19 protein-coding genes are annotated in these 19619 nt (G+C 55.9%); 12 read left to right on the top strand and 7 right to left on the bottom strand.

Going from position 1 to position 19619, the window contains the following annotated elements:
- Nucleotides 1–2: 2 nt before the first annotated feature.
- From LKE88_RS09960 to LKE88_RS09930, 7 genes are all read right to left on the bottom strand, one after another.
- A complete protein-coding gene (locus LKE88_RS09960) occupies nt 3–824 on the bottom strand; it encodes a bifunctional 5,10-methylenetetrahydrofolate dehydrogenase/5,10-methenyltetrahydrofolate cyclohydrolase (protein WP_105326747.1) in 822 nt (273 codons plus the stop codon).
- Nucleotides 825–1040: 216 nt separating this feature from the next.
- Complete coding sequence (locus tag LKE88_RS09955; RefSeq protein WP_105326746.1) at nt 1041–3161, bottom strand: penicillin-binding transpeptidase domain-containing protein; 2121 nt, start codon at nt 3159–3161, stop codon at nt 1041–1043.
- Nucleotides 3158–4363 carry an FtsW/RodA/SpoVE family cell cycle protein gene (locus tag LKE88_RS09950; RefSeq protein WP_105326745.1) on the bottom strand — a complete coding sequence of 402 codons (1206 nt, stop codon included), beginning with the start codon at nt 4361–4363 and terminating at the stop codon, nt 3158–3160. The genes LKE88_RS09955 and LKE88_RS09950 overlap by 4 nt, the downstream gene beginning before the upstream one ends.
- Nucleotides 4364–4378: 15 nt before the next feature.
- Entirely contained in the window at nt 4379–5017 is a 639-nt protein-coding gene (gene trmB / locus LKE88_RS09945; protein ID WP_105326744.1) for a tRNA (guanosine(46)-N7)-methyltransferase TrmB, read from the bottom strand.
- Between the two features lie 117 nt (nt 5018–5134).
- The gene (locus LKE88_RS09940) at nt 5135–7015 is read right to left on the bottom strand and encodes a sigma-54-dependent Fis family transcriptional regulator (RefSeq protein WP_105326743.1); all 1881 of its coding nucleotides are present in this window, start codon (nt 7013–7015) and stop codon (nt 5135–5137) included.
- Nucleotides 7016–7037: 22 nt separating this feature from the next.
- Complete coding sequence (locus tag LKE88_RS09935; RefSeq protein WP_231085765.1) at nt 7038–7742, bottom strand: C40 family peptidase; 705 nt, start codon at nt 7740–7742, stop codon at nt 7038–7040.
- A 40-nt stretch (nt 7743–7782) separates the two neighbouring features.
- Entirely contained in the window at nt 7783–8691 is a 909-nt protein-coding gene (locus LKE88_RS09930) for a radical SAM protein (protein WP_199614403.1), read from the bottom strand.
- Nucleotides 8692–8973: 282 nt separating this feature from the next.
- Between LKE88_RS09930 and rsxC the strand changes: the two genes are divergently transcribed.
- The 12 genes from rsxC to amrS all read left to right on the top strand — a co-directional run bounded on the left by rsxC (nt 8974) and on the right by amrS (nt 19236).
- A complete protein-coding gene (gene rsxC, locus LKE88_RS09925; protein WP_199614401.1) occupies nt 8974–10338 on the top strand; it encodes an electron transport complex subunit RsxC in 1365 nt (454 codons plus the stop codon).
- A 25-nt stretch (nt 10339–10363) separates the two neighbouring features.
- The gene (locus tag LKE88_RS09920; protein ID WP_105326741.1) at nt 10364–11398 is read left to right on the top strand and encodes an RnfABCDGE type electron transport complex subunit D; all 1035 of its coding nucleotides are present in this window, start codon (nt 10364–10366) and stop codon (nt 11396–11398) included.
- On the top strand, nt 11395–11964 hold the full coding sequence (locus LKE88_RS09915; RefSeq protein ID WP_105326740.1) for an RnfABCDGE type electron transport complex subunit G: 570 nt from the start codon (nt 11395–11397) through the stop codon (nt 11962–11964). Before LKE88_RS09920 ends, LKE88_RS09915 begins: the two co-directional genes overlap by 4 nt.
- Nucleotides 11965–11969: 5 nt before the next feature.
- Entirely contained in the window at nt 11970–12569 is a 600-nt protein-coding gene (locus LKE88_RS09910) for an RnfABCDGE type electron transport complex subunit E (protein ID WP_105326739.1), read from the top strand.
- The gene (locus LKE88_RS09905) at nt 12562–13137 is read left to right on the top strand and encodes an electron transport complex protein RnfA (RefSeq protein WP_105326738.1); all 576 of its coding nucleotides are present in this window, start codon (nt 12562–12564) and stop codon (nt 13135–13137) included. The genes LKE88_RS09910 and LKE88_RS09905 overlap by 8 nt, the downstream gene beginning before the upstream one ends.
- Nucleotides 13138–13155: 18 nt before the next feature.
- Entirely contained in the window at nt 13156–14076 is a 921-nt protein-coding gene (locus tag LKE88_RS09900) for an RnfABCDGE type electron transport complex subunit B (RefSeq protein ID WP_105326737.1), read from the top strand.
- A gap of 89 nt (nt 14077–14165) precedes the next feature.
- Complete coding sequence (locus LKE88_RS09895; protein WP_231085761.1) at nt 14166–15074, top strand: FAD:protein FMN transferase; 909 nt, start codon at nt 14166–14168, stop codon at nt 15072–15074.
- 9 nt (nt 15075–15083) lie between these two features.
- Nucleotides 15084–15461 carry a NusG domain II-containing protein gene (locus LKE88_RS09890; protein ID WP_105326735.1) on the top strand — a complete coding sequence of 126 codons (378 nt, stop codon included), beginning with the start codon at nt 15084–15086 and terminating at the stop codon, nt 15459–15461.
- A complete protein-coding gene (locus tag LKE88_RS09885) occupies nt 15442–15966 on the top strand; it encodes a Gx transporter family protein (protein WP_105326734.1) in 525 nt (174 codons plus the stop codon). Before LKE88_RS09890 ends, LKE88_RS09885 begins: the two co-directional genes overlap by 20 nt.
- 17 nt (nt 15967–15983) lie before the next feature.
- Nucleotides 15984–16631, top strand: a complete 648-nt coding sequence (locus LKE88_RS09880) for a uracil-DNA glycosylase (protein WP_105326733.1) — start codon at nt 15984–15986, stop codon at nt 16629–16631.
- 368 nt (nt 16632–16999) lie between these two features.
- Nucleotides 17000–18397, top strand: a complete 1398-nt coding sequence (gene amrA, locus LKE88_RS09875; RefSeq protein WP_276803491.1) for an AmmeMemoRadiSam system protein A — start codon at nt 17000–17002, stop codon at nt 18395–18397.
- Nucleotides 18394–19236, top strand: coding sequence for an AmmeMemoRadiSam system radical SAM enzyme (amrS, locus tag LKE88_RS09870; protein WP_105326731.1), 843 nt, complete (start codon nt 18394–18396; stop codon nt 19234–19236). The genes amrA and amrS overlap by 4 nt, the downstream gene beginning before the upstream one ends.
- Nucleotides 19237–19619: the final 383 nt, after the last annotated feature.

Here is a 19619-nt window from a genome sequence, read left to right as displayed (position 1 = left end):
ACTTACAAATTGCGGGTCAAGGTTTCCATTACCATCAGGTTGCTGACCACGCCCACCCCTCCGGGGACCGGCGTGTAGGCGGAAGCCTTGGCCTTTTTTACGTCTTCCGGCACATCTCCCACCAGTTTCCCCTCCAGGGAATTGATGCCGATGTCCACAATCACAGCGCCGTCCTTGACCATGTCTTCGGTGATCAGGTTGGGTTTGCCCACGGCGCAGAGAATCACGTCTGCCTGCCGGGTAATGGCCGGCAGATTTTTGGTAGTGGAGCGGCAGACGGTTACCGTAGCCCGCTCTCCCAAAAGCATCAGGGTAAGCGGCCGGCCCACTACACTGCCGTAGCCCACCATAACCACATTTTTCCCTACCAGGGGCACCTGGTAATAGTCCAAAATGGCCATGCAGGCTCGGGGCGTACAAGGAGCCCAAGGACTGGTGCCCACATAAAAATTGCCGCTGTTCAGCGGATGGATGCAGTCCATATCCTTATCCGGATCCATATGGGCCAAAAGGGCAATCCGGTCAATCTGATGGGGCAGAGGAACCAGCAGCAGGATTCCCGTAACGGAAGGGTCCGCACTCAGCTGGTCCATGGCCCGGTTGGCCTCTTCCTGGGTGGTTTCCTGGGGAAGCACCACCTCCCGGGTTTGGATGCCCAGGCTGGCGGCGGTTTTCAGCAGGCTGCGCTTATAAACCTGGGCCGCCGCATCATTGCCCACCAGAAAGGTGGCCAGGGTCACCTTCCGGCCCTGGAACTTTTCCTGGAGTTCCCGGCGGATTTTGGCAGCCACTGGCTGGCCGGCCATGATGATAGGTTCACTCATACAAATTTCTCCTTATTCCATAGAAAGAGGGCGTGTACTGGTTACACGCCCTCTGTTTTGCTGCAAGACCGGAAAGCCCCGTTCGGCGACCTATCCTGACGGCAAGCGTCAGCGCAGGCTGCCTTAATCTGGAACTTCCAGCAATACCGCCCCAAGGCGGTACTGGCATGATAAAGCTATTTTACACCATGCCAGGCCTTGTGACAAATCATTCTTTTAGTGAAAATAGACTGTTACGGTATTTCCCGGCTGAAGTACCGTTCCCGGAGCCGGATCCTGCTTCCAGCTGGTGCCGCTGCCAATGGGAATCAGGGACAGATTGCCCCCTTCCAGGGCGGCAGCCACTTCCCGCATGGAATAACCCGCCAGATTGGTGAGCTTCACGGAGCCGTCCTCCTGGGGTACCAGGGGGGCCAGTTCCTTCTGCTCTCCGCCGCCGGAAATCAGGGATTCCACCGTAGGCAGACCTTCGGAGTCGCTGGGCTGAATGCCCTTGGCTACCAGGATCTGCTGCAGGGTATCCCGGAAAATAGGCGCGGACACCTGGGAGCCGTAGAAGGCGCCCTTGGGAGAGTCCAGCATGATGATCATGGCGTACTTGGGCTTGTCACTGGGCACAAAGCCCACGAAGGAAGCAATATACACCCCGGGAATGTAGCCGCCCTTGGGGGAGAGTTTTTCAGCAGTACCGGTCTTGCCGGCAATCTTGTAGCCCTTGATCTGTGCCGTCTTGCCGCCGCCTTCGGAAACCACTTTCTCCATCATGCCCCGCATTTCCTCAGCCACTTCCGGGGTAATTACCTGGCGTACCACTTCCCGCTTGCCCTCTCGCAGCACCTTGCCGTCGGGAGCAATGACCCGTTTCACAATATAGGGTTTCAGCAGCGTACCTCCGTTGGCAATGGCGCAGATGCCCCGCAGCATCTGCAGGGGCGTTACCGCAATCCCCTGGCCGATGGCCATGGTAGCCACATCGGAGGGAACCATGTTTTCCGGATTGTACAGGATGCCCGCTTCTTCCCCGGGCACATCACTGCCGGTTACGGAACCAAAGCCAAAGAGCTTGGCGTATTCCGTTTCCTTCTCGCCTCCCAGCTTCAGGCCCAGGTCGGCCATGCCGGTGTTCAGGGAGAATTTGATGATGTCCGTAAAGGTCACGTGCCCCATCCCCTTGCCGTCCCAGTTCCGGATCCGCCGGCCCCCTACATCAATGGAACCCTGGTCGTTAAAGGGCGTATTGGGGGTAATGATGCCTTCCATCAGACCGGCAGAGCCGATAATGGGCTTAAAGACAGAGCCGGGCTCGTACACAATGCCCACGCCCCGGTTCATATACTCTTGCTGGGTGCCCTTGTAGAACACGTTGGGATCAAAGGTGGGCCGGCTGGCCATACCCAGGATTTCCCCGGTATTGGGATCCATCAGAATGGCTGCAGCGCTGGCCGCATGGGTTTTGGCAATGGCCTCGTCCAGGCTTTTTTCCAAGATGAACTGCATCTGGGCATCAATGGTCAGCTCCACCGTATTCATCCGGCGGGCCTGGGTCTGAAGCTGGGAACCCTGCTGGGCCACCCGGTTGCCGTGGGCGTCAAAGTAGCTGCTGCGCTTTTCATCCACGCTTTTCAGCTCCTTGTTCATGGAGGCTTCGATACCCTCCAGGCCCACATCATCGGTGCCCACAAAACCCAGCACCTGGGCTGCCAGTTTGTTTTTCGTGTAAAAGCGCTTGCTTTCTTCCTGGAAATGGAAACCCGGCAGCTTCTGGTCCTTGAGAATTGCTTCCACCTTGTCCGTCACATGGGGGTCCAGGGTCCGTTTGACCCAAATAAACTGCTTATCGGTATCGGAGAACTCCTGGTACAGGTCGTCCGCATTGAGTCCCAGTACAGGGGCCAGCTGGTCCGCTGCCACCCGGCGGGGATCCCGCTGGGGCATCTTTCCCGCCGGCCACCGGGCCGGGTCATCCTTCATTTCCTGGGGATTCACGTACAGGGATTTGCTGATAACGCTGACCGCCAGCTCTTCCCCGTTCCGGTCCACAATACTGCCCCGGGGCGTAACTTCCGTATGTTCCCCGGTAATCTGGTCCATGGCGTTCCGGGCATTTTGGGCCCCATCCACCAGCTGCAGATAGCCAATCCGGACGATAATCAATACCACCATAATGCCTACCAGGCGGCCTATCCACACGGCCCGGGTTTTGCCCTGCTTCAAGATGCTCTGCTTGTCCGCATCCAGATGGAGCACCCGTTCCCTATGGGGAGGGATGGGGAACCTGGTTTTCCGCTCTTCCGGCTGACTGCGGCGGGAAGGCTTGGGAATCTTAGGAAACTTCATGGCCGCCACCTCCTAGCCCCAGGCCGAGTGCCAAAACGGGGTCTTTGGGTACTCCGGGGCATATCCGGAGCCAGTTTTCCCCGCTCCCGCTGGACTTCCGCCCGGTACACACTGAGCACCAGACCAATGCCCATCAGACTGGCAACCAGGCTGGTGCCCCCGTAGCTGATAAAGGTCAGGGGAACGCCAATAACCGGCAAAAGGCCGCAGACCATGGCCATATTGGCAAAGGCCTGGCCCACCACCAGGAAGTTCACCCCAGTGACCAGCAGAAAACCGGCCCGGTCCTGGGTATGCTGGCCCACCCGGTACAGGGCAAACGCCAGCAGGATAAAGCTGAAAATCAGGAACAGTGCCCCCAAAAAGCCCCATTCCTGACAGAAAATGGCAAAGGCAAAGTCCGTATGGGCTTCCGGCAGATAGAAGAACTTGCCAAAGCCCATGCCAAAATGGCTGCCAATGAGCCGGCCGCTGCCAATGGCCACAAAAGACTGTACAGCCTGGTAGCCGTTGCCCTGGGGGTCCAGATAGGGATCAATCCAGAGCCGCACCCGGTTCATCCGGTAGGGTGCCTGGAGAATGGCGGCAATGGATACGACCAGTCCTGCGCCGCCCAAAATCCCGATTTCCCGCAGGTCCAGCCCTGCCACAATATACAAAACAGTAATCAGGGCCATAATAATGGCCGCCGTACCCATATCCGGCTGCAGCAGCACCAAAGCGGCCAAAACCGCCGTAGCCCAAAAAGCCAGGTTGCTGCCCAAATCCATCAGACGGGGCTTTTTCCCCTTGACCATCAAATGGCCCAAATAGCCGGCTCCCATAATAATCACCGCCAGCTTGACAAATTCCGAAGGCTGGAAGGAAATGGACCCCATAGTGACCCAGCGCTGGGCCCCCTTGGTGGTCTTCCCAAAAACATCCACCCCAATCAGAATGGCCAAAAAGATGGCATAGATCTGGGAATTGTAGTTAAAGAAATTATGATAGTCGGTTTTCCAGCCCAGCCAATACATGAAGGCCAGTCCCACCGCCCCGTAGGCAGCGTACCGGATCAGGTAGTGATAGCCGTTGCCAAACATATCGGCCGCTGTCACAAAGCTGGCACTGAATACATTGACGCAGCCCAGCAGCATGAGAAACAGTACCAGGGAAACAATGGCGTCCCTGGGATTTTCCCAAATCAAAAACCGTTTTTGCATAACCCTCCTGCTCCTTTAGAAAACCACTTCACAGAAATTGATGTTTTTCCCTTTCCCGCTGAATTTTTCCTCATATTCGGTCTGGGCCTCATTGAGAATATCCGTATGGTGCAGGTCATGGCTCAGTTCCAGGATGGTCAGGCCAAAGGCCTGAAATTCTTCCACGGAAAAGGCAAACAGGTCATCATTGTCCGTTTTGAAGCGGAGATGGCCCCCGGGTTTCAGAATGGTCTTGTAGGTGGCCAAAAAGCCCCGGTAGGTCAGCCGCCGTTTGGCGTGCCGGGCCTTGGGCCAGGGATCGCTGAAGTTAAGATACAGCTGCTCCACTTCCCCCGGCGCAAACCAATCCAGCAGGTGCTCCGCATTGGCCCGGAGAATCCGTTCGTTGGGAAGCTCCAGTTCCCGGATTTTCTTCACGGCATGGTAGCAGATGTCCCGCTGGGTTTCCATGCCCAAATACCCGATTTCCGGATGCAGCTGACTCATTTCTGCCAGGAACTTTCCTTTGCCGCAGCCGATTTCCATATGGACCGGCCGGTCTCCCAGCAGCTTGGACCAATTGCCCCGGTATTCTTCCAAATGATCTTCCAGCAGTTCTTTTCCCGTATAGTCTTCCAAGGCCCTGGCAATCCAAGGTTTCTTTCGTAAACGCATTCTGCGACCTCCACAAAAAAAATCAGGGTGATGGATAAGTTTTCAGCACCTATGCACCACCCCTTGATGCAATTTCTCCGGGATTTTTCCCAAAGGAGTCATTGTTTTGGCCCAGGCTTATTTGCTTGGCCCCAAATCATATTTCTTCAAATACCGGTACAGCGTTACCCGGCTTACATCCAGCATGAGAGCCAGCTTGCTGATATTGCCGCCGGCCTGTTTCCAGGCTGCCACAAAGGCATCCTTGTCGTGCTTCCAGGACTTTTCAATCCGATGTTCTCCCGGCAGCTTGATATGGGACGCTTCAATGACGCTGCCGGCCGTATGGAAGAAAGCCTGCTCAATCACGCCCTGGAGCTGTTTGATATTCCCCGGCCACTGACAGCTGTTAAGCATATGCAGGGCTTCCTTGGAGAGGGTCTTGCTGGGCATATTGTGCCGGGCAGCCATTTCCGTCAGAATGTGGTTGGCAATAACTTCCACATCCTCCACCCGTTCCCGCAGGGGCGGAACCCGGATGACGGTGCCAATCACCAGTTCGTACAGGCTTCTGGAAAACAGTCCCTTGTCCGTCAGCCGCTTCAGGTTGGAATCGCAGGCGGCAATCACCCGGACATTGAATTTCCGGCGGGTGCCGGTTTCCCGGTTCAGCACCCCGTTGCGCAGGGCATCGGCCAGCACATCTTCCAGCCGGACAGGGAATTTCTCAATCTCGTCCAGGAACAACGTGCCGCCGTTGGCCAGTTCCAGGCTGCCTGCGCTGACATGGCCGGCCCCGTCGTCGGAGCCAAAGAACTCGGCTTCCAGCTGGCTTTCCGGACCTTCGTGGCCCCGTACCGTAATCAGCGGTGCCGCCGCCCGGGGACTGGCCTGATGAATACCATGAGCCAGGCGCTGTTTGCCCGTACCCGGTTCCCCCTGGAGCAGCAGATTGTTGTCGCCCCGGGCAACCCGGGCAGCCTTGTGCTGCAGCGCCAGGAATTCGTTGGAATTGCCCACCATGCTGTACAGGCTGTAGCGGGAGCTGTAGCCGGTAGCATGGGCAATGGTGGTTTTCAGATCTTCAATGGCCATGGAGATGATGATGACACTTTCCACCCGGCCGGCAAGCTTCACCGGCAGGACGCTGGTCACATCTTCGTAGGTCCGGTCCTGGGTAATCCAGGTAATTTCCTTGCGGATGGTGCTCTTGCCCCCTAGACCTTTCTGGATGGGAATATGCTCGTAGTTCAGGAAGACCTGATCCAGGCGGTCCTTCCCTTCCAGCCGCTTTCTCCCGTTGCTGTTGGCAAAACGCAGGGACCCGTCCTTATTGACCCAGTATACAGAAGCAGGGATTTCTTCCGAAATCAGCCCGCAAGCCTGCCAGAATTCCTGCATATCCAGGAATTTTTCCAAAGAATACCGCATGGTCATCAAAAGGCTCAGCAGAATATCGTAGGGCAGGTCGTTCTGGTCCAGGGAGAAAATGGCCATGATGTACCGGCTTTGCCCGGCTACAATCACAGGCGTGGAGCAGGCGTCCCCGGAATGGCTTTCCCGAATCCACATTTCCGGCCCAAACATCAAAAACGGCGCATTATGGCTGCGGGCCACAGAAATACTGGACGTACCCACGTCCTCCTCCAGCACCCGCATGCCCTGGATATCTTCAATGCTTCTCTGGAAGAAAGGCATGGCGTAGTTTTTCAGTACGTAGCCGTCTTTATCCACCAGCAGCATACTCAGATTATGGCTGTTGAAATATTGCTGGTTCTGTTCAAACAAGCCGTCCACATACTCGATTACATCCTTCTGCAGCTCCAGCTGGTGCTGCAGCTCGCTGGGAGACAGGCGCACCCCATCCACCGGCATGGTTTCATGGTTCAGTTTCCGGGCTTCGCACCGGCGCCAGGATTCGGCCACCCAGGGATGCACGTTGGGATCCAGAATCCCTTCGTTGATAAATTTGTTGTAGTAGCTGGTCAGCTTATCTTTATTGCGTCTTTCTCTAATCATCTAGTCATAACCCCCCGATTGATCAGCGGTACGAGCGCTGCCCGGAATCCGGTACCAGAACTCGCTTGGCGCCATAATACCGCGTACGCCAATAATTTTCACGCAAACTGCATAAACGCACCCCGCCGGAAGACGTGGCACTCCAGAACATTCCCTGGCCGGCATAAATGCCTACATGGGAAGCCCCCGGTTCATAGGTGGTAAAGAAAACCAGGTCCCCCGGCAGCAGCTGCCGCTGGGTAACAAACATGCCCTTTTCATACTGGAGATCCGCCGTTCTGGGCAGCGCTGCCTTGTGCTGCCGGAAGACGTACTGGACATACCCGGAGCAGTCAAAAGCCCGGGGTGTCGTTCCCCCAAAGCTGTAGGGAACCCCCTTGTAGCGGGAAGCGGTACGGACAATGTCCCGGCCGCTGACCCCGTGGATACCCTCTTTCTCAAAGGCAGATTCGGTAATCCGGTAATAGGTATTGTCATCCACCTGGCCGGTGACCTTCAGCCGGTTTTTCCGCTGAAAATCCCGTACCTGTTCTGCCAGGTCCTTGGTATATTTCCCGGTTTCCGGCGTCTTTACCCCAATGGCATTGAGTTTCATCTGAACGGATTTGACCTTCCAGCCCTTATCCCCTACGGTCAAGGGAGCGGCCTTTTTTGCAGCTGCACCTGCAGGCAGGGGCAGTACCAGCATGGAAAGCAGCAATGCTGCAAGAAGTTTATGCAGTCTCATAATGGGTGCCTCTTTTCCTTATATTTCAAATGATACAACCTTAATACTCCATATTAGTATAAACTTCCCAATCCGTCAATTTGGAAAGCTTCGTCATGGACTCTTCCAGTTCCCGGAGCAGCCGCTCCTTATCCTGGGGCAGGGTGCCCTTCAGCATAATGTAATTGGAAATATGGTTGCTGCGGAACAGCGTATGGCGCTCTGGACTGATAAAGGTGTGCTCCAGCATGGTGTGCACCTCCTGGGCCAGGCCCGCCGGGGAGAGCAGCTCAAATTCCCCGTTCTGGAACTGCTCCAGCATTTCAGTTCCTTTATATAGCCGCAGGGTCAGTACGCTGAGCATATTGGGCTCAATGGCCGAAATGGCTTTGCCTGTTTCTATGGCGTGCCGCTCACTGCCCTCCTTGCCGCCCAGCCCTGCAATCACCATCATGGACAGCTTCATGCCGCTGCGGATGACCTTTTGCCCGGCAGCAATGGCCTCTTCCGCCGTAACGCCCTTCTTGATCCGCCGGAGGAGCTCCGTATCCCCGGTTTCCAGGCCCAGATACAGCATCTTGAGCCCCGCTTCCCGGAGCTGGGCCATTTCCTCGTCGCTTTTGCGCAGGATGTCCCGGGGCCCTGCATAGGAGGTTACCCGCTGCAGGTTGGGGAAGGTTTCATACAGCACATGTAAAATTTTGATCAGCTTGGCGGTGGGCAGCACCAAAGCGTCCCCGTCCGCCAGGAAAATCCGCTTCACCTGGTCCTTGGCATACTTGGCAGCCATGCCGATCTGCTTGGCAATCTCCTCATCGCTGCAGACGCAGAACTGCACCTCCTTGTACATGGCGCAGAACGTACAGGCATTGTGGGCACAGCCCCGGGTTACGCGCAGGATAAAGCTGAACGCTTCACTGGGGGGCCGGAACACCGGCGTTTCATAATCATCAAAATACAAACCAAACATCCCATCAGCCTCCGTAAGTACTCTTTCTTCCTATATATAGACAGTTTTTTCATAAGATTCTACAAATTCACATATTATACACAACTGCACCTGTCGTGTTAATTATTATAAACTATTTTACAGTTTTTTACATTATCTTTTGTAAACTTTTTGAAAAGAAATAAAAACCTCGTTTTTATTTTGCCCATTCTCAGCTCATTTTCCTCTCCCCTTGTTTTTTGCCATTTGACAATATATAATTTTTAGTTGAAGTTGACACATGAAAGGTTAGAGGTGAACTGAATGTCTGCACAAGAAGCAAGTTTCATGGGTGGTGTCGCTGTACCCCCCAGCAAGTCCTTGACCGACAAATTGGCCATCGAAAGATGCCCGGCCCCGGACATGGTGTACATTCCTCTTTCCCAGCACATTGGTGCTCCGGCAAAACCGGTGGTTAAACCAGGGGATAAAGTCACGATCGGACAAGTGATCGGTGAAGCAGGAGGCTTTGTAAGCACAAATGTCCATGCCAGCGTCAGCGGTACCGTCATCAAGATTGAAAGCCGCTACATGGTCCATGGGATGCTTGCCCAATGCATCGTTATCAAAAACGATGGGCAGGATACCCTCTGCGAGGATATCAAACCCCGCAGCGAAGAAGAGATCACGCCGGAACTGATCCGTCAGGTACTGCGTGATAAAGGCATCGCCGGTATGGGCGGCGCCATGTTCCCCACCGCAGTGAAGTATGCTCCCCCCAAAGAAGGAGCCCGTCCCATCGATACCATCGTCCTGAACGGCATCGAATGCGAACCCTTCATTACGGCCGACCATCGGACCCTGCTGGAATGCTCCGATGAAATCATCCAAGGTTTGAAGTATTTCCTCATGGCTTCCGGTGCCTCCCAAGGCATCATCGGCATTGAAGACAACAAACCCGATGCCATTGCCCTGATGGAAAAGAAAGTTGCTTCCGAACCGAATATCCGGGTTCAGGTCTGCGCTGAAAAGTACCCCCAGGGTTCTGAAAAGCATCTGATCTACGCTACCACGGGCCGTACGGTTCCTGACCGGGGTCTGCCTGCTGATGTGGGCGTTATCGTGGATAACGTGGGCACTGCAGTAGCTGCCTGCCGGGCTATCAAAAACAACATTCCTCTGTACGAGAGAGTGGTTACGGTCAGCGGCGACGGCGTCAAGAAACCGGGCAACTACATCCTGCGCCTGGGCACCCTGTTCACCGATGCAGTAAAAGCTGCCGGCGGCCTGGAAGGGGATCCCGGCAAGATCGTAGCCGGCGGTATGATGATGGGCTTTGCCGTAAACTCCCTGGATTACCCCATTATCAAAGGGTCCACCGGTGTGCTGGTCTTCAATTCCAAATCTCCTTTCGCCCAATATGTTGAACCCAGTCCTTGCGTACATTGCGGCCGCTGCGTCGATGTATGCCCCATGAAGCTGGAACCCACCGAGATTGTTCAAGCCGTAAAACGGCAGAACTGGGAAGCAGCAGAAAAATTCTACTGCCACGCCTGCATCGAATGCGGTTCCTGTGCCTTCGTCTGCCCCGCTTATATTCCTTTGGTCCAATACATCCGTATGGGCAAGCAGTTCATCAAAGGGAACAGCAGCGGCGGCCACAACCCCTTCTACAAATTAAATAAATAACTCGTGAAAGGACTGGATATTGATTATGGAACCTATTAAAGAACCTAAGCCTTTGGTTCTCCTTTCCTCTTCTCCCCATATGCACTGTGATCTGACGATCAGCAAGTCCATGAGGGAAGTAATGCTGGCCCTGGTGCCTGCCGTACTGGCTTCTGTGTATTATTTCCGCGTGGATGCCGTCATCGTCATCGCCTGCACCATGATTTCTGCCGTCATTTTTGAAATGCTCAGCAACAAGGTGATGGGAAAGAAGAACACCACCAGCGACGGCTCCGCCGCCCTGACCGGTCTTTTGTTGGCCCTGTGCCTGCCCGCCAGCCTGCCGCCTTACATGGCAGTCCTGGGCGGTATGTTCGCCATTGTTGTAGGCAAAGCCGTATTCGGCGGTCTGGGCCGCAACATCTTTAACCCGGCCCATATCGGCCGTGCCATCCTCTTGGCATCCTTCCCCCAGCAGATGACCACCTGGGTCATTCCTGCCACCAAAGCCATGGCTACCACCGCTGCTACCGCTTCCGCTGATGCCATGACCGCTGCCACTCCCCTGGCTGTCATGAGAGCCACGGAAAAAATCTGGCAGGCTGGCGGCGCTGCTGCTGCAGCCCAGCTGCCTCCCCTGTCCGACCTGTTCATCGGCAATGTGGGCGGTTCCCTGGGTGAAACCTGTGTACCGGCCCTGGTTCTGGGCGGCCTGTACCTGATCTACAAGAAGCTGATTGACTGGCGGATTCCCGTTTTCTATCTGCTGACCGTAGCCATCGTAACCGGCATTTATGGCACAGTTATGGGCTACCCTGCAGCTTTTCCCCTGTACCATCTGTTTGCCGGCGGCCTGATGATCGGTGCTTTCTTCATGGCCACTGACTGGGTAACTTCTCCTATCACCAAAAAAGGCCGGATCATTTACGCCATTGGCCTGGGGCTTCTGACCTCCCTGATCCGTCTGCGGGGCAGCTACACCGAAGGCGTCTGCTACTCCATCCTGATGATGAACATGGTAGTTCCCATGATTGACCGCTTCGTCCGGAACGTATCCTTTGGAGGAGGCCTGAAGAAATGAAAAACATCTTTGTGAAATTTACAGGAATCCTGGCTCTCACCTGCGGCATTTCCGTTGCCTTTGTGGCGGGCGCCAACGAAGTTACCAAGGGCATCATTGCTGCCAAACAGGAAGCTGATGTAAAAGCAGCCTATCGGGACGTTCTGCCCCAGCTGGGCGACCTGACCAAGGAAAAGTCTCCTGGCGGCCTGATTGCCGATATTGAGCAGTCCAAAAAGGACGGCAAAGTCAACGGCTACATCTACACCGTAGAACCCACCGGGTACGGCGGCAAGGTCACCTTCATGGTGGGCTTCTCCACCCCGGACAACAAGATTACCGGCATCAAAGTCCTGAGCCACAGCGAAACCCCCGGTCTGGGCGCCAGAAGCACCGAACCGGAATGGCAGCAGCAATTCAAGGGCAAACCTCTGAAAGACGCCCTGGTTGTTACGAAACAGACTCCCAGCAAAGACAATGAAATCCGTGCCATCACCGCAGCTACCATCACTTCCAGAGCGGTAGTCACCGGGATCAACGAAGCACGGGAGCACTACATGAAAAATTATGCTAACGGAAAGGACTGATTCGTATGCTGCATGAGCTGACTAAAGGCATCATCAAGGAAAACCCCTTGTTCGTCCAGTTGTTGGGTGTTTGTCCTTCTCTGGCCACCAGTAACTCCCTGGACAACGCCATCGGTATGGGCTGTGCCTTCACCTTCGTTTTGTTTTTCTCCAACATCATCATTTCCGCCATCCGGAAATTGATTCCTGATCAGATTCATATCCCCTGCTACATCGTCGTTATCGCTTCCCTGGTAACCCTGCTGCAGATGCTGATGCAGGCTTATGTACCTGCCCTGTACGCATCCCTGGGCGTATTCGTTCCTCTGATCGTAGTAAACTGCATCGTACTGGGCCGTGCTGAAGCCTTTGCCTGCGACCACGGCATCATCGATTCCGCCCTGGACGCCATCGGCATGGGCATTGGCTACACTTTCGCCCTGTTCCTGATTGCCACCTTCCGTGAACTGATCGGTTCCGGCAAACTGTTTGGCCATCTGGTGCTGGGAACCGCTTACCAGCCTGTGCTGATCTTCATCCTGCCGGCCGGCGCCTTCCTGACCATGGGCTTTGTCTTTGCTGCTGTAAACTACTTCAGAGAGAGAGGAGTGGCTCATAATGGGTAGTACATTCGGCATTATCTTTGGTGCCATTTTCGTTTCCAACATCATTTTGTCCCAGTTCCTGGGCATGTGCTCCTTCTTGGGGGTATCCAAGAACTTCAACAACTCTGTAGGTATGAGTGCTGCCGTATCCTTCGTAATGCTGCTGGCCACTATCCTTTCCTACGGGATTTATTACCTGCTGCTGGTTCCCTACCATCTGGAATACCTGAACACCCTGGTGTTCATTCTGGCCATTGCCACCCTGGTACAGCTGGTTGAAATGTTCATGAAAAAGGCTATGCCCGCCCTGCACAAGGCCATGGGTATCTACCTGCCTCTGATCACCACCAACTGCGCCATCCTGGGTATTGCTTTGATCAACGTAACGAAGAACTACGACTTCATCGATTCCGTAGCCAACTCCATCGGTACCTCCCTGGGCTACACCATGGCCATCCTGCTGTTCTCCTGCATTCGGGAACGTTTGGATGAAGATGCCCTGCCCAAATGCCTGCGGAGCCTGCCCATTGCTTTGATCACTGCCAGCTGTATGTCCATTTCCATGATGGGAATGAGCGGCATCCATTAAGTTAGGAGCTGAACAATTATGACAACTGCTATAATTCTGGTTGCGGTCTTGGGCGGCATTTTCGGTCTTGTCCTGGCAACTGCCGGCAAGAAGTTTGCCGTTGAAGAAGATCCGCGCATCAACGAAGTCACCAACCTGCTGCCCGGCGCCAACTGCGGCGGCTGCGGCTACGCAGGCTGCGCTGCCCTGGCCAACGCCATTGTAGCCGGAGAGGCTGACGCCAACAAATGCGTTGTAGCCAACTCCGACAGCAAAAAAGCCATCGGCGCTGTGATGGGTGTGGAAGACACCGGCGATGACGAGAACGCCATCCGCTACATTCCCCGCCTGCACTGCAACGGCTGCACTGCCAACCGGACCCGTATTTCCAACTACGAAGGTGTCCACAACTGCTACCTGAGAGCCCAGCAGACCGGCGGCCCCGGCCAATGCAACTACGGCTGCTTCGGAGACGGCGCCTGCGTGGACGCCTGCAACTTCGGTGCCCTGAAAATCGGTGCCAACGGCCTGCCCGAATTCGACTACAACAAATGTGTCGGCTGCGAAGCCTGCGCCAAAGCCTGCCCGCAGCTGCTGATTGAAATGATTGATGCTTCCAAGAACGTCCTGGTGGAATGCAACAATCGTGAAAAAGGCAAAGCTGCCATGACTGACTGCAAGGTATCCTGCATCAGCTGCGGCATGTGCGCCAAGAACTGCCCGCAGCACTGCATCACCATGGAAGACGGTGTCAACGGCAGCATTCCTGTAATCGACTACACCAAGTGCGATGGCTGCGGCATCTGCGTAGAAAAATGCCCCCGGAAGTGCCTGGTTTACGTTACGCCGGTTACCGGCTCCCCTGAAGCCCCTGCCAAAGAACAACCTACCGGCTGCGCCTGCTGCGCCATGGCCGCCAATTGTCCTTCTGCTCAGGCTCAGGCCCAAGCCAGAAAATGAAAAAACTTCTTGCGTTAACTTTGTTTTTCAGCAGCCTGATTTTATCGGGCTGCTTTTTTCAACCGGCAAAACATGAGGATACCCGGTTTATGATGGATACCATTGTCACCATTACCACCACCGGTGACAGCAAAACGCAGCTTCAGGACGCTACCGCCAGGGCCTTTACCCTGTTCCAAACCATTGCCAACGAAACAGACCCCTACACGGCCCAGGGGCCCCAGGACCTGTACGCCATCAACCAGGCAGCGGGCAAGGGACCCCAAAAGGCTTCCCCCTACCTGCTGGATATCCTCCAGCAGATTGCCCCTCTGCATAACGCTCCTTTGGACGTAACCCTGGGGCCCGTCATCCAGGTCTGGAACCAGCACCGGGACAGCAAAACCGTGCCCACCGCAGAAGAAATTCATCAGGCTCTGGCCAAATGCGGTCCGGACAAGTATACTGTATCCCAGGAGAACGGTACCATCACTTTGGCAAATGGTGCCCAGCTGGATCTGGGAGCGGTAGCCAAAGGCTACGCCGTTGAGCAGACCGCCAACCAGCTGGCCAAGGAGCCAGGCATCCAAACGGCCCTGGTAAACGCTGGGGGCAACATCAAGATTATCGGCAATAAGCCCGACGGAAAGCCTTGGAAAATCGGCATCCAGGATCCCCGGAACGCCCAAAAGGTGCTGGGTACCTTGCTGGTGCCCGCCGGCACAGCCATTGCCACCAGCGGGGACTACCAGCGCTACTACGAAGTGGACGGGGTCCGCTATCACCACATTCTGGACCCGGGCACCGGCTGGCCTTCCCGCTTCTGCCGCTCCGTAACGGTGGTTACCCATTCCGCCTTCTGGGCGGACTACTACTCCACCCTGCTCTTTGGGCTGCCCTGGCAGCAGGCCCTGGACCTGGTAGAAAAGGATCCGGAACTGGAAATGGTCTACGTGGATAGTGAAGGTACCCTTCATGTATCCTCGGGCCTTGCCAAAATATTTACCCCTGGAAAGTAAGGAGACGTTATGCGTAAAAATGATTTTTGGCTGATTTTGGTGCTGGCCCTGGCCGGCCTAGTCAGCTACTTCCTGTTTCGGGCGGATCCCTCCGCCCAGAATAAAGTTTTGGTGGTGCGCCGGGACCAGCAGGTCCTCCAGCGGATCGAACTGAAAAATGTCACTTCAGAAACCAAACTGATCGTTCCGGTCCAAGACGGTGAAATGGTCATCGCCTACGACAAGGACGGCGGAAGGGTCATTTCGTCCCCCTGCCCGGACAAGGTCTGCGTCCACCAGGGCAAAATCACCCAATCCGGCCAGACCGTGGCCTGCGTGCCGGAAAAGGTACTGGTCACCCTGACCACTGCTGCAAAGGAGAATGATCATGACGCCATCCTCCGGTAAACTGACCACCCGTGACCTGACCCAGCTGGGTATCCTCTTGGCCGCCGCCATTGCCCTGCGCCTGGCGGAAACCAGCGTAGCCTACCTGCTGCCCCTGCCCGGCGCCCATTTGGGCCTGGGCAACAGTGTCACCATGATTGTGCTGTACCTGTACGGAACCACCAAAGGCGCCCTGTTCCTCACCACCCGGCTGCTTTTAACGGGGCTGCTTTTCACCGGCCTTTTCACCCCGGGCTTCATGATTGGGCTGGGAGGCGCCGTACTCAGCTTTCTCTGCATGGCCCTGGCCGTAAAAAAACAATGGTTCTCCCCTGTCGGGGTGGGCCTTTTGGGGGCCTTTTGCCACAACTGCGGCCAGATTTTTGCGGCCGTTCTCTTGATGCAGACCACGGCCCTGTTTTCCTATCTGCCCGTCCTGATTGCCATTGGCATTCCCACCGGTCTCTTTACCGGTTTTTTGGCCGGCTTTTTCCTGGACCGGGTGGAAAAACAACTGCACCTGTAAGGGAGGAAACGTAAAGCATGGAAGAAGAATCGGCCTGGCGCCAATTGGAAAATGAACTGGAAGACTGCTCCGCCTGCCCCCTGCGCGGGGACTGCAAAGCCCCTGTGGGCTGGTTTGGCGACCCGAAAAGCCCCCTGCTGCTGGTAGGGGAAGGCCCTGGGGGCGTGGAGGATGAGTACGGCTGTCCCCTGATTGGTCCCAGCGGCCAGCTGCTGGACAAGGCCCTGTGGTCTGTAAAAATCACCCGGGACCACGTGCTTACCACCAACGTCATCAAATGCCGGCCCAAAGGCAACCGGACCCCCACCCCGGAAGAAGGCAGCTTCTGCGGTAAACGTTTCCTAGAGCGCGAAATTTCCCTTCTCAAGCCCCGAGTCATTGTGGCCCTAGGCAGTGTAGCCCTGCGCTATTTTAAGGGACCACAGGCCAGAATTACCCGGGAAAGGGGCACCTTCTTTAGAACCTCCCAAGGCATCGACTGCATTGCCACCTTCCATCCGTCCTACCTGCTCCGGCTTACGGGAAAGGCCCAGATTGCCGCCAAATGGGATGTGTTCCACGATTTGGAAGCCGCCCGGGCAAAGGCGCTGGAGGCGGACCCCCAGTACCCCCTGTGCAGCGTGCGCCCCATAAACCTGTTTTCCCTTTTCACCAAACGTTCCTGATACCGCTTTGCGTACGGCCTGTGTTGTTCCTCTTTTGAGAAATAGCGCAGGCCGTTTTTGCGGCCAGCACTTTTTGGAGCGCTAAATTGCCTTTCTCAAGTCCCGGGGCATTGCAGTCTTACCCAGTGTAGCCCCTGGCTATTTTAAGGGTTCACAGGGCAAAATCAGGCCAGCTGAAGGCATTTTCGTTAGGAGCTGCTCTCTGCTTCACTCCCTTGCCGCATTTTTTCCTGCCGCCCTTGACTTACGGCACCTTTTCCAAATTTTAGTTTACGGCCTGCCCGTTCTTTCGCAAGAATTGGGCGGGCCGTTTCTGCGTTCTGCCCCGGCATATGGTACAATAGAGGCAGTAAAGCGAGGTGTTTTTTATGCCCATCTTGGCTGCGTTCGCAGTACCCCATCCGCCCATTATCCTGCCGGAAGTGGGCCGGGGAGAAGAAAAGAAAATCCAAAAGACCATTGATGCCTATGAAACCGTCATGGCCCAGACTGCCCAGCTCCAGCCGGACACCCTGATTATCACCAGTCCCCATGCGGAGCTCTACCTGGATTATTTCCACATCACCCCGGACGCCACAGGCTCCGGCAATTTTGCGGCCTTCCGGGCCCCGCAGGTGACGGTGCAGGTAACCTATGACCAGCAGCTTGCCAAGGAAATCGGCCGGCAGGCAGAAGCCCGGGGCGTCCCCGCAGGACCCCTGGGGGCCCGTCAGGCGGAACTGGACCACGGCACCCTGATTCCCCTGTACTTTTACCGCCAGCACGGCTCCCTGGACCAGGTAAAAATTGTCCGGATTGGTCTGTCCGGTCTGCCAGCCAAGGCCCACTATGCCCTGGGCCAGGCCATTGCAGCCGCCGTCAACCACCTGGGCCGCCGGGCCGTATACATTGCCAGCGGCGACCTGTCCCACAAGCTTTTGGCCGAAGGCCCCTACGGCTTTGCCCAGGAAGGCCCCGTTTTTGACCAAAGCTGTACGGAAGCCCTGGGCAAGGGAGATTTCCTTACCCTATTAAGCCTAGACCACCACCTTTGTGAGCGGGCAGCAGAATGCGGCCTCCGTTCCTTCTGGATCATGGCCGGGGCCCTGGACGGCCTGGCGGTAAAAAGCCAGCTGCTGTCCCACGAGGGTCCCTTTGGGGTGGGCTACGGGGTAGCCTCCTTCTTCCCTCAGGGAAAGGACAAAAGCCGGGAATTTCTACCCCAGCTGCTCCAGGAAGAAGCGGCGGCCCGGCTGCTCCGCCAGTCCCAGGAAGACCCCTACGTGAAACTGGCCCGGCGCAGCGTAGAAACCTTTGTGAAGGAGCACCAGCCGGCTTCCCTGCCGGAGGGACTGCCTCCGGAAATGCTGAACCAACGGGCCGGGGTCTTCGTCACCCTCCACAAGGACAATCAGCTCCGAGGCTGCATCGGCACCATTTCCCCGGTCCAGGAAAATATTGCCCGGGAAATCCTCTCCAACGGCATTTCCGCCGCCAGCCGGGATCCCCGTTTCACCCCGGTCCGGCCCGAGGAACTGCCGGATCTGGAGTACAGTGTGGACGTCCTGGGGGAAAAAGAGCCCATCCCGGATACGTCCTATTTGGACCCCAGCACCTACGGGGTCATTGTGGGCAGCGCCCTGGATGAACGCCGAGGGCTGCTGTTGCCGGATCTGGACGGCGTGGATACCCCGGAAAAACAGGTAGCCATTGCCCGGCAAAAAGGACAGATTGGTGCCAGCGAGCCCATTAAGCTCTGGCGCTTCAAGGTGGTGAGACATTTATGAAGCGCCACCCTGGAAACGTCCTGTGTACCCTGTGCCCCCGGCGCTGCACCCTGCCCCCGGACGTAACCGGCTTCTGCCGGGCCCGGATCAACCTGGATGGACACCTGCTTTCCAAAAGCTACGGCAAGCTCACGTCCATTGCCCTGGATCCCATTGAAAAGAAACCCCTGGCCCAGTTCTACCCTGGTTCCTTAATCCTGTCCGTGGGCACCTTTGGCTGCAACCTGCGCTGCCCCTTCTGCCAGAACGCCTCCATTTCCCAGGCCGGGGAAGAAGCCGCCCGAATGACCCTGTCCCCGGCAGAGCTGGTCCAAATGGCCCTGGACTACCAGGAACGGGCCGGCAATATTGGCGTGGCCTTTACCTACAACGAACCCCTAGTGGGCTACGAATACGTCCGGGACTGTGCCAAATTGCTAAAAGAAAAGAACCTGAAAACGGTCCTGGTAACTAACGGCTATATTTCTCCCGGTCCCTGGAAAGCCCTGCTGCCGCTGATTGACGCAGCCAATATCGACCTGAAGGGCTTTACCCCAGAATACTACGCCTGGCTGGGCGGAGATCTGGAAGTGGTCAAGGAAAATATCCGCACCGCCCACCTCCTGGGCTGCCACGTGGAAATCACCACCCTGCTGATACCGGGAAAAAACGACCAGGAAGACGTCCTGGAACAGGAAGTGGCCTGGCTGGCCAGCCTTTCTCCGGAAATTCCCCTCCACCTGACCCGGTACTTCCCCCGCTGGCAGTGCAACATTCCTGCCACGGACCCGGAACAGGTCAGGAAACTGGCGGAACTGGCCCGGAAATCCCTGCACCACGTCTATACCGGCAACTGTTAGCCGGAAATACAAAAACAGCGGCAGAGTTGCGCTCTCTGCCGCTGTTTTTGTTTGAAGGTTGACAACAATTGGTTAGGGAGAAACAGGAGGAGTTCTGTTTCCATATGATAAGCATTCGCCAGTACACAGTTCTCACGAGGAAGGCAGATTGTGTTGGTGCCCTAAGGGCATCTGCTTTCCAGCTGCCTCCTGGCAGCTTGTCCGGCACAGCAGGGGCACACAACCCGCCGCCGGTCAAACTAAAGGCTAATAAACAAGGGGAGTGGTGAGGTTAGTTTTCGCTAACCTCACCTGAAAAAATAAAGACAATGCGGTTAGTCTTTACTTACAGGAATGATTCTAGCATACAAGCCGCATTTAGGCAATACCCTTTTAGAAAAAAT

This window comes from Acidaminococcus hominis (assembly GCF_022484025.1).
GTDB classification, from domain to species: Bacteria; Bacillota; Negativicutes; order Acidaminococcales; family Acidaminococcaceae; genus Acidaminococcus; species Acidaminococcus hominis.
The sequence above is the reverse complement of the archived record's forward strand: the minus strand, read 5'-3'. Positions and strand labels throughout refer to the sequence as shown.

Coding starts and splice junctions, on each gene's coding strand:
- LKE88_RS09960 (WP_105326747.1), bottom strand. CDS start 824: ATGAGTGAACCTATCATCATGGCCGGCCAGCCAGTGGCTGCCAAAATC.
- LKE88_RS09955 (WP_105326746.1), bottom strand. CDS start 3,161: ATGAAGTTTCCTAAGATTCCCAAGCCTTCCCGCCGCAGTCAGCCGGAA.
- LKE88_RS09950 (WP_105326745.1), bottom strand. CDS start 4,363: ATGCAAAAACGGTTTTTGATTTGGGAAAATCCCAGGGACGCCATTGTT.
- trmB (WP_105326744.1), bottom strand. CDS start 5,017: ATGCGTTTACGAAAGAAACCTTGGATTGCCAGGGCCTTGGAAGACTAT.
- LKE88_RS09940 (WP_105326743.1), bottom strand. CDS start 7,015: ATGATTAGAGAAAGACGCAATAAAGATAAGCTGACCAGCTACTACAAC.
- LKE88_RS09935 (WP_231085765.1), bottom strand. CDS start 7,742: ATGAGACTGCATAAACTTCTTGCAGCATTGCTGCTTTCCATGCTGGTA.
- LKE88_RS09930 (WP_199614403.1), bottom strand. CDS start 8,691: ATGTTTGGTTTGTATTTTGATGATTATGAAACGCCGGTGTTCCGGCCC.
- rsxC (WP_199614401.1), top strand. CDS start 8,974: ATGTCTGCACAAGAAGCAAGTTTCATGGGTGGTGTCGCTGTACCCCCC.
- LKE88_RS09920 (WP_105326741.1), top strand. CDS start 10,364: ATGGAACCTATTAAAGAACCTAAGCCTTTGGTTCTCCTTTCCTCTTCT.
- LKE88_RS09915 (WP_105326740.1), top strand. CDS start 11,395: ATGAAAAACATCTTTGTGAAATTTACAGGAATCCTGGCTCTCACCTGC.
- LKE88_RS09910 (WP_105326739.1), top strand. CDS start 11,970: ATGCTGCATGAGCTGACTAAAGGCATCATCAAGGAAAACCCCTTGTTC.
- LKE88_RS09905 (WP_105326738.1), top strand. CDS start 12,562: ATGGGTAGTACATTCGGCATTATCTTTGGTGCCATTTTCGTTTCCAAC.
- LKE88_RS09900 (WP_105326737.1), top strand. CDS start 13,156: ATGACAACTGCTATAATTCTGGTTGCGGTCTTGGGCGGCATTTTCGGT.
- LKE88_RS09895 (WP_231085761.1), top strand. CDS start 14,166: ATGATGGATACCATTGTCACCATTACCACCACCGGTGACAGCAAAACG.
- LKE88_RS09890 (WP_105326735.1), top strand. CDS start 15,084: ATGCGTAAAAATGATTTTTGGCTGATTTTGGTGCTGGCCCTGGCCGGC.
- LKE88_RS09885 (WP_105326734.1), top strand. CDS start 15,442: ATGACGCCATCCTCCGGTAAACTGACCACCCGTGACCTGACCCAGCTG.
- LKE88_RS09880 (WP_105326733.1), top strand. CDS start 15,984: ATGGAAGAAGAATCGGCCTGGCGCCAATTGGAAAATGAACTGGAAGAC.
- amrA (WP_276803491.1), top strand. CDS start 17,000: ATGCCCATCTTGGCTGCGTTCGCAGTACCCCATCCGCCCATTATCCTG.
- amrS (WP_105326731.1), top strand. CDS start 18,394: ATGAAGCGCCACCCTGGAAACGTCCTGTGTACCCTGTGCCCCCGGCGC.